An 8,660-nucleotide genomic window follows, 5' to 3' on the forward strand; every position below is an offset into this window, starting at 1 on the left:
GAGGATCAAGGCGGTCAATTTCGCTTCAAATGCGCGCATTAGGAAAATCTCAATATCTATGACCACAAGATGGCACCGGGTGAGAAAACGGGGGCTTGATATGAGCTTTCATCAGACAAACAGCGGTAGGGAGTCCGCCTGCCAATATGCCAATTCGAAACTTTGGTTCCGGGGTCCACCCGGCACGTTGGATCAGCCCTATGTGGCCTGTCTGGGAGGAGAGGAAACTTTCGGCAGATTCGTCGATAACCCGTTTCCTGCCGTGCTTGAGAAGCGATTGGGAAAGCCATGCGCCAACTTCGGCAGCCTGTTTTGCGGAATCGAAGCGTTGTCCACTGATCCCGGGGTGCTGACTCTGGCCAATCAGTCAGACCTATGCGTGTTGCAAGTGCCCGATCTTCTGCGCCAATCGAACCGGTTTTACCGCGTACACCGGCGTCGCAACGATCGGTTCCTTGAACCCACCGCGGACTTGCTGGGGCTGTACCCGGATGTTGACTTCACGGAAATCCATTTTGTGCGCCATTTGTTGGAGCGGCTGAGCGCAACAGAAGACGCTCGAATCGAAGTCGTAGCGCAGGAACTGCGAGAGGTCTGGATACGCGCCACCGGGGACTTGATAGAACGGATCGAACCCGGCGTTGTCCTGCTTTGGCTGCATGTGCAGCGGCAAACCGGATCGCATGTCGACCATATCGTGCCCGATGCCGACATGATCGAACAGCTACGCCCGCTATGCGCTGATGTCGTCGAGGTTTCGGTCGCTGTATCCGCGCGATCGGATGCTCTCGAAGATGTTATGTTCGGAACGCTTCAGCAGCCGATTGCGGAACATATGATCGGCCCGTCCGCGCACCGAGAAATTGCTGAACACCTGATGATCGCCTTGCGGAACCTGAACTGAAAAAGGCCCGCCTGTTGGCGAGCCTTTGCAGATCAATCCGGATATCCGGTTCAGCCGAGCTTTTCGGTCAGTTCCGGTACCGCCTGGAAAAGGTCTGCGACCAGGCCGAAATCGGCGACCTGGAAGATCGGCGCCTCTTCGTCCTTGTTGATCGCCACGATGACCTTCGAGTCCTTCATGCCGGCCAGGTGCTGAATTGCGCCCGAAATACCGACGGCGACATACAGATCCGGGGCAACAACCTTGCCGGTCTGACCCACCTGCCAGTCGTTCGGCGCATAGCCCGAGTCAACGGCCGCACGCGACGCACCAACCGCCGCACCCAGCTTGTCGGCCAGCGTTTCGATCAGTTTGAAGTCCTCTTCCGAGCCGACACCACGGCCGCCCGAAACAACAACGCCCGCCGAGGTCAGTTCCGGACGGTCGCTTTCGGCAACCTTGTCCTCGACCCACGACGACAGACCTTCGGAGCCCGGAACCGAAACGGTTTCAACTGGGGCCGAGCCGCCTTCGCCGGCCGCGTCAAAGCTGGCGGTCCGCAGGGTGACAACCTTCTTGGCGTCGTTCGACTTGACGGTCTGGATCGCGTTGCCCGCGTAGATCGGGCGCTCGAAGGTCGAGCCGTCAACCACGCCGGAGGCATCCGAGATCACCATTACGTCCAGCAGGGCTGCAACGCGGGGCATCACGTTCTTGGCGTCGGTGGTGGCCGGTGCCACGATGTGCTCGTAGCCATCGGCCAGGCCCACGATCAGGGCTGCGGTCGATTCCGCCAGGCGGTGGCCCAGCGACGGATCCTCGGCGACCAGAACCTTGGAGACACCGTCGATCTTGGCCGCGGCCTCACCGGCAGCAGCGGCAGACCCGCCTGCGGCCAGAACGGTTACGTCACCCAGCACTTTCGCGGCGGTCACGGCCTTTGCGGTCGCATCCATCGCCAGTTCGCCGTTGTTCACTTCGGCAAGCAGAAGTACAGCCATTACACAGCCCCCGCTTCTTTGAGTTTCTCGACCAGCTCGTCAACCGAGCCCACGATGATGCCTGCCGCGCGTGCCGGCGGCTCTTCGGTTTTGACGATTTCCAGACGCGGCGTGACGTCGACGCCGTAATCGGCGGCGGTTTTTTCATCCAGCGGCTTCTTCTTCGCCTTCATGATGTTGGGCAGCGACGCATAGCGCGGCTCGTTCAGGCGCAGGTCAACGGTGATGATGGCGGGCATCTTGACGCTGATGGTCTGCAACCCGCCATCGACCTCGCGGGTGACCTTGGCGGTGTCGCCTTCGATGTCCAGCTCGGACGCAAAGGTGCCCTGGGACCAACCCAGCAGCGCCGACAGCATCTGGCCAGTGGCGTTCATGTCGTTGTCGATCGCCTGCTTGCCTGCCAGAACAATGCCGGGCTGCTCTTCCTCGACCACTTTGGCCAGGATCTTGGCAACCGCCAGAGGCTCGATATCGGTGTGTACATCGTCAGTCGCCACAACCAGGATTGCGCGGTCGGCACCCATGGCCAGCGCGGTGCGCAAGGTTTCCTGCGCCTGCTTCACTCCGATTGAAACAGCAACGACTTCGTCGGCCTTGCCGGCTTCTTTCAGGCGGATCGCTTCTTCCACCGCAATCTCGTCGAACGGGTTCATCGACATTTTGACATTGGCGAGATCAACACCGCTACCGTCCGCTTTCACGCGGACCTTCACATTGTAGTCAATCACGCGTTTGACAGGCACCAGTACCTTCATTGTAGCGCTTTCTCCTCAAAAAAACGGTAAGCCGCGCAGGCGACTCCACCAATGCTCTCGACCGACTAGATAGCGCCTGCCGCAGTGGCACAACAGAGCAAAATCGTCACGTCATGGCGTCGGGACGTCGCGTTTTGCAATTTTTTTGCCAAGAGGCGCAAGAATATTACCCGCGAGTCTGCGTTTCGCGTTCAGCGGTTCGCGCCCGGAACCCACAACACGTCGTCTTTGCCGTTTGCGTTTGCGCAGCGTGCTGCAACAAAGAACCAGTCGCTGAGACGGTTGAGATATTTGACCGCCACGTCGTTGACGGGCTCCATATTCGTCAGCTCGACCGCAAGTCGTTCCGCCCGACGCGAAACGGTCCGGCAAACGTGCAGATGTGCTGCCAGACGCGAGCCACCGGGCAGGATGAAGCTGCGCAGAGGTTCCAGCGTCTCGTTCATTGCGTCGATCTCGGCTTCCAGCCTGTCGATCTGGGCAGGCACGATGCGTAGGGGGGTATAATCGGCCTCGGCGTCTTTTTCCATGTCGGGGCGACAGAAGTCGGCACCCAGATCGAACAGGTCATTTTGAATGCGCGACAGAGCGGTTTCGACATCACCTTCGGCTTCGGTCCGTGCCACGCCGACAAAAGCGTTCAGTTCGTCCACGGTGCCATAGGCTGCAACGCGGCCCGAATACTTTGCCACGCGCTCTCCGTTGCCCAGAGCGGTTTTCCCGTCATCGCCAGTGCGTGTGTAGATTTTGTTGAGTACGACCATTTATTGAACTCCCTGTCCGCGCAGATACACGAAAAGCACGATCAGCAACACGGCGATGAACTGAAAGAGAATGCGCAGGCGCATCATCTTGTTGCTTTTCTTGGCCGCTTCCATGCCGCCTTTGCCGAAATTCGCGATGCCTAAGGCCAGCACTACGACAACTGCCGCCATAGCCAGAAGCAGAATGACCATCACAAGGTCCATTTGAAGTCACCGTCCGGTTTTTTTCGATTACCACCCATCTAGCGTCAGGGCGTCGAAAAGCGAACGGGAAATATCGTCTCAGATATCCGAAAGGATTCGATCAGAGGCGTTTGTGGGCAGAATGCGGCGCAGTATCCCGGCGATATATGTCGGAGTGGTCACGTAGTAACGTGGTTTGGGGCGTCGGGCCTCGACCGCATGGGCCAGCTTGTCCGTGACGGCAGAGGCGGGCAGTTCAAATCGGTCTGGCCCACTGCTTTCATAAAGGCGCTTAAGCAGAGAGCCTTCATACTTCTCCCGAATGGCCGAGTTTTCCCAGTCGATGTATTTCTCGAACAATGGGATCGCCTTTTCCCGGAGTTTTGAGGTGATGGGGCCGGGCTCGATCAAGACGACGTGAATGTCGGTATCCCGAAGTTCCAGCCGCAGCGTGTCGGTCAGCCCTTCGATCGCGTATTTTGTGGCGACATACGCGCCGCGCCACGGGAAGGCGACAAGCCCCAGAACCGAGGAACACTGCACAATCCGGCCATGACCCTGTTCCCGCATGACGGGAATGACCTGTCGGGTCAGCTCGTGCCAGCCAAAGACATTGGTCTCAAATATATGGCGCAGGCCATCCGTCGGAACATCCTCAACCGCGCCGGGCAAGCCATGTGCGCCATTGTTGAAAAGGGCATCCAGCGAGCCGCCTGTAGCCTCGAGAACGTGGGACAAACCCGATGTAATGCTGTCTGCATCAGTGTAGTCGATTCTGGGGCTTTCAAAGCCTTGTGCGCGTAGGCGATCACAGTCGCGTTGCTGGCGGCAGGATGCAAAAACGCGCCAGCCTCTTGCACGCATACCGTGTGCCGCGTCCAGACCGATGCCTGACGAGCATCCCGTGATAAGAATCGATTTCTGCATACACCTTCCGAGCCTGATCCCCGCCCATAGCTATGGCGGGGTTTGCGGCAGGGCAATGACACTTCGATGTCAGTTCGTTGTTTTCCGGACGAGTGATGCCGAAATCCACCCAACCTGTTGCCCCGGCAACACGCGCAGGCGCAACCAGCCGGTACCTGAATCCCCGAATACCTCAACCTGCTGGCCGATCCTGGCTTTGCCGATGATCGGATAGATCGTCCCCGGCCCATCCCGCAGGTTCACGCGGGTTCCCGAAATTTCACGGATATCCTTGGCGGCCTCGACAGGGGCGGGCAGTTCAACCGTTGGCAGCTCGGCGTCGGTGGTGACCTGTTCGAGGGAGGCCAGACCCTGTTCCAGCGACGCAAGGGTCAGAGTGACGTTTTCGTCAGCGAACAGTGAGGGGTTTGCCTTCAGGCCAGCTGCGACTTGCGACAACAGCGCCTTGGTTTCTGCTTCGTCCAGCTCGGCCAAGGGTTCAGTGACCGGTGCGACCGGCGCCGGAGGCTTTACCGCAGCACGCGCGACCAAAGTTTCGGCGGGCGCGGATTCGATAGCCGGCCTTGAAGGTTTCGGGGCAATGGCAACACGCTCCGGCTCCGCTGTGCGGACTCCGCGCGGCTCAAAGTCAGGACCTCCGCTCATCACGTAAAAAGTCCAGCCGAGTGCGGCGAAAGTAACAAGTACAAGGCGCGTCATGGCGCATCCCCCAATTCAATCGTAACAACAAAATAGGCAGCAATCATTCAATTGTTGGAATGGTAGCATAATAGAAGGGCAGAGTCGAAAATTCGGGGAAAACACCGACTTGCCTCCCCCTGTTGCAAAAAGCCCGACTTGTCCCCAGTAAAATACGCGTTGCTTGCTTTACCAAGGCGTTCTTGCGTCGTATCACATCATATATGAACGATACGATCGACGACCCCAACATGGAGGCCCCCGACCACGGGGGTGAGGTTGCAGAACCGCTGCGCCGCGCGATAGGCGAGCGTTACCTGACCTATGCGCTGTCCACCATCATGCACCGCGCCCTGCCGGACGCGCGGGACGGATTGAAGCCGGTGCACCGGCGAATCCTCTATGCGATGAGAGAGCTGCGACTCAGTGCAACCGGAGGTTTTCGCAAGTCCGCCAAGATTTCCGGCGACGTGATGGGCAATTACCACCCGCATGGCGACGCCGCGATTTACGACGCAATGGCGCGCCTGGCGCAGGACTTCAACGTGCGTTACCCGCTGGTCGACGGGCAGGGGAATTTCGGGAATATCGACGGCGACAACCCGGCGGCCTCGCGATATACCGAGGCGCGGATGACCATCGTGGCCGAGGCGCTGCTGGAAGGTCTGAACGAAGACGCCGTGGATTTCCGCGACAACTATGATGGCACGCTGACTGAACCGGTGGTGCTGCCTGCGCAGTTTCCGAATCTTTTGGCCAACGGCGCCAGCGGTATCGCCGTCGGCATGGCGACCAACATCCCACCGCACAACATCTCGGAGCTTTGCGACGCCTGCCTGCACCTGATCAAAACGCCTGACGCGCGGGACGACACGTTGCTGAACTATGTCCCCGGCCCGGATTTTCCGACCGGTGGCGTGATCGTCGAACCGCCCGAGAACATCGCCCAGGCTTATCGCACCGGGCGGGGCTCGTTCCGACTGCGTTGCAGGTTCGAGGTCGAGGATCTGGGCCGCGGCCAGTGGCAGATCGTGGTCACCGAGATTCCCTATCAGGTTCAGAAATCCAAGCTGATCGAAAAGATCGCGGAACTGATCCAAACCAAGAAAATCCCGATCCTCGCAGATGTGCGCGACGAATCCGCCGACGATATCCGTCTGATCCTTGAACCGCGTTCGAAAAACGTGGACCCCGAGGTGCTGATGGGCATGCTTTATCGCAACTCGGACCTCGAGGTGCGGTTCAGCCTGAACATGAACGTATTGATCGATGGGGTGACACCCAAGGTCTGTTCGATGAAGGAAGTGCTGCGCGCCTTCCTTGACCACCGGCAAGAGGTGCTGCTGCGCCGCTCGCGTCACCGCATGGCCAAGATCGACCACCGGTTGGAAGTGCTCGAAGGCTTTATCGTCGCCTTCCTGAACCTCGACCGTGTAATCGACATCATCCGTTATGACGACGACCCCAAGGCCGCGCTGATGCGCGAGGACTGGGGCATCGACCACGTTCGCGCCACCGATGAATCTGACTACGTCACACCCAAGCCGGGCGAGGGCGAGCTGTCGGAAGTTCAGGTCGACGCCATCCTCAATATGCGCCTGCGCTCCTTGCGTCGTCTGGAAGAGATGGAGCTGGTTCGCGAACGCGACGCGCTGATGGAAGAACGCGCCAATCTCGAAGATCTGCTGGCCGATCCCGCCCTGCAATGGGCCAAGATTGCCGAGCAGCTGAAAGCGACCAAGAAGACCTTCGGCAAAGACTACGAAGGCGGCGCGCGCCGTACGCAGTTCGCCGAAGCGGGACAGGTTGAAGAGGTTCCGCTGGAGGCGATGATCGACAAGGAACCGATCACGGTGGTCTGCTCTCAGATGGGCTGGATTCGCGCCATGACCGGTCATATCGACCTGAAGCGCGAGTTGAAGTTCAAGGACGGCGACGGCCCGCGTTTCATCTTCCATGCAGAAACGACCGACCGGCTGCTGGTGTTCGCCTCGAACGGCCGATTCTACACCGTCAGCGCGGCCAATCTGCCGGGTGGGCGCGGAATGGGCGAGCCGCTGCGCCTGATGGTCGACCTGCCGAACGAGGCACAGATCATCGACATCCTGATTCACAAGCCGGGGCGCAAGCTGCTGGTGGCCTCGGACGCGGGCAACGGCTTTATGGTGCCGGAAGATGACGTGCTGGCGCAGACGCGCAACGGCAAACAGGTGCTGAACGTCAAGGGTGACGAGACCGCGATGATCTGCAAGCCGGTCGCGGGCGACCACGTCGCCGTGGTGTCGCAAAACGGCAAGTTCCTGGTTTTCCCAACCCAGGAACTGCCCGAGATGACGCGCGGAAAAGGCGTGCGTTTGCAAAAGTACAATATGGCACGCGGCCGGCAGGGAACGCTCGAGCTGGATGGCGGATTGTCGGATGTAACGACCTTCAACTGGGAAGAAGGCCTGAAATGGTCCATGGGCGGCGACAAGACCCGACATGAGGCGGATATGACGCAATGGCTGGCAAAACGAGCCAGTGTCGGGAAAAAACCGCCCTATGGCTTCCCGCGCGACTATAAGTTTTCGTGATCGCGCTGCTTCGCGGGTGAATTTCCGCCGATACGGCTTTGCACAACCCGTATCGGTGCGCTAGATCAACAAAAAACAGGCCTATCGAGACGAGACATGTTGCGCATTCTGACGCTGATCACCGGACTGGCCCTGATGGCCGCTTGCACACAGACACAGGTGTATGAGCCGCCTGAATCCCTAGGAGAATTCAAGCTTCGTGTGAATTATGCCTTTGCGGACAAGGCCGTTCAGGGACCTGTATCGCGGGACGCCACACCTGACGAATGGACGAAGGCGATCCAGAACGCGGTTGATATTCGTCTGGGGCGTTACGTAGGCAAACAGGAATATGACCTTGGCATCAGCCTTGAGGGTTACATGCTGGCCCCGCCGGGGATCCCTGTGATCTACAACCCCAAAAGCACTGCGATTGTGTTGGTCAACGTCTATGACGTGAAGAAAAAAGAGTTTCTGGCCAAGGGTAAGCAATTCCAGGTGCTGGAAGACACCACCGGCGGAAGTGCCCTCAAAGGATCGGGGCATGAGCGCACAAAAGAAGAACAGATGAGCGGTCTGGCCCTCAAAATTGCCGACCGGGTCGAGGAATGGCTGGCTGAAGAGCACAAGGAAAATGGCTGGTTCGACCGGCGGCCGGACCTGATCCAGCCTCTGGAATCCGTCGAGGTCACGCAAAATCCAACGTGATCGGCGCATTTCCCTCAGGATGTGCTTGATTTTCCCCTTTGAACCAAATATCCCGCGCGCGCAGATGTAACCACGGGACCAAGGGTCCCCCAAATCGCAAAAGGGCGCCTGAGGAATGGCAAAGGAAAAGTTTGAGCGTACAAAACCGCACGTCAACATCGGCACGATTGGCCACGTTGACCACGGCAAGACCACGCTGACCGCAG

Annotated in this window: 10 protein-coding genes; 4 read left to right on the forward strand and 6 right to left on the reverse strand. The window is 59.0% G+C overall.

Annotated elements, in window-relative coordinates:
* The first annotated feature begins 100 nt into the window (after window positions 1-100).
* Window positions 101-904 (forward strand): DUF6473 family protein, encoded by an 804-nt coding sequence (locus ACR0E2_RS18560; protein ID WP_480447478.1) that lies wholly within the window; start codon window positions 101-103, stop codon window positions 902-904.
* Between the two features lie 50 nt (window positions 905-954).
* Here the strand turns inward: ACR0E2_RS18560 and ACR0E2_RS18565 are convergent, their stop codons facing one another.
* The 6 genes from ACR0E2_RS18565 to ACR0E2_RS18590 all read right to left on the reverse strand — a co-directional run bounded on the left by ACR0E2_RS18565 (window position 955) and on the right by ACR0E2_RS18590 (window position 5,215).
* Window positions 955-1,884, reverse strand: coding sequence for an electron transfer flavoprotein subunit alpha/FixB family protein (locus ACR0E2_RS18565; RefSeq protein ID WP_480447479.1), 930 nt, complete (start codon window positions 1,882-1,884; stop codon window positions 955-957).
* On the reverse strand, window positions 1,884-2,642 hold the full coding sequence (locus tag ACR0E2_RS18570) for an electron transfer flavoprotein subunit beta/FixA family protein (protein ID WP_171637528.1): 759 nt from the start codon (window positions 2,640-2,642) through the stop codon (window positions 1,884-1,886). Before ACR0E2_RS18570 ends, ACR0E2_RS18565 begins: the two co-directional genes overlap by 1 nt.
* A gap of 191 nt (window positions 2,643-2,833) precedes the next feature.
* Window positions 2,834-3,406, reverse strand: coding sequence for a cob(I)yrinic acid a,c-diamide adenosyltransferase (locus ACR0E2_RS18575; RefSeq protein ID WP_480447480.1), 573 nt, complete (start codon window positions 3,404-3,406; stop codon window positions 2,834-2,836).
* A complete protein-coding gene (locus ACR0E2_RS18580) occupies window positions 3,407-3,610 on the reverse strand; it encodes a twin transmembrane helix small protein (RefSeq protein ID WP_152457110.1) in 204 nt (67 codons plus the stop codon).
* 78 nt (window positions 3,611-3,688) lie between these two features.
* A complete protein-coding gene (locus ACR0E2_RS18585) occupies window positions 3,689-4,516 on the reverse strand; it encodes an SDR family NAD(P)-dependent oxidoreductase (protein WP_480447481.1) in 828 nt (275 codons plus the stop codon).
* A gap of 69 nt (window positions 4,517-4,585) precedes the next feature.
* Window positions 4,586-5,215, reverse strand: coding sequence for an SH3 domain-containing protein (locus ACR0E2_RS18590; RefSeq protein ID WP_480447482.1), 630 nt, complete (start codon window positions 5,213-5,215; stop codon window positions 4,586-4,588).
* Window positions 5,216-5,418: 203 nt separating this feature from the next.
* Here ACR0E2_RS18590 and parC point away from each other — a divergent pair, with 203 nt between their 5' ends.
* From parC to ACR0E2_RS18605, 3 genes are all read left to right on the forward strand, one after another.
* The gene (gene parC, locus ACR0E2_RS18595) at window positions 5,419-7,767 is read left to right on the forward strand and encodes a DNA topoisomerase IV subunit A (RefSeq protein WP_480447483.1); all 2,349 of its coding nucleotides are present in this window, start codon (window positions 5,419-5,421) and stop codon (window positions 7,765-7,767) included.
* A 96-nt stretch (window positions 7,768-7,863) separates the two neighbouring features.
* Window positions 7,864-8,454, forward strand: coding sequence for a hypothetical protein (locus tag ACR0E2_RS18600; protein ID WP_480447484.1), 591 nt, complete (start codon window positions 7,864-7,866; stop codon window positions 8,452-8,454).
* Between the two features lie 115 nt (window positions 8,455-8,569).
* Window positions 8,570-8,660, forward strand: a 91-nt coding sequence (locus ACR0E2_RS18605) for a GTP-binding protein (RefSeq protein WP_215675807.1), incomplete at its 3' end; no start/stop codon positions are given.

The sequence above is a fragment of the Ruegeria sp. A4 genome (assembly GCF_056543025.1).

Excerpts from the sequence above, each read along its gene's own strand:
- ACR0E2_RS18565 (WP_480447479.1), bottom strand. The coding sequence starts at position 1,884 with ATGGCTGTACTTCTGCTTGCCGAAGTGAACAACGGCGAACTGGCGATG.
- ACR0E2_RS18575 (WP_480447480.1), bottom strand. The coding sequence starts at position 3,406 with ATGGTCGTACTCAACAAAATCTACACACGCACTGGCGATGACGGGAAA.
- ACR0E2_RS18570 (WP_171637528.1), bottom strand. The coding sequence starts at position 2,642 with ATGAAGGTACTGGTGCCTGTCAAACGCGTGATTGACTACAATGTGAAG.
- ACR0E2_RS18600 (WP_480447484.1), top strand. The coding sequence starts at position 7,864 with ATGTTGCGCATTCTGACGCTGATCACCGGACTGGCCCTGATGGCCGCT.
- ACR0E2_RS18580 (WP_152457110.1), bottom strand. The coding sequence starts at position 3,610 with ATGGACCTTGTGATGGTCATTCTGCTTCTGGCTATGGCGGCAGTTGTC.
- ACR0E2_RS18560 (WP_480447478.1), top strand. The coding sequence starts at position 101 with ATGAGCTTTCATCAGACAAACAGCGGTAGGGAGTCCGCCTGCCAATAT.
- ACR0E2_RS18590 (WP_480447482.1), bottom strand. The coding sequence starts at position 5,215 with ATGACGCGCCTTGTACTTGTTACTTTCGCCGCACTCGGCTGGACTTTT.
- parC (WP_480447483.1), top strand. The coding sequence starts at position 5,419 with ATGAACGATACGATCGACGACCCCAACATGGAGGCCCCCGACCACGGG.
- ACR0E2_RS18585 (WP_480447481.1), bottom strand. The coding sequence starts at position 4,516 with ATGCAGAAATCGATTCTTATCACGGGATGCTCGTCAGGCATCGGTCTG.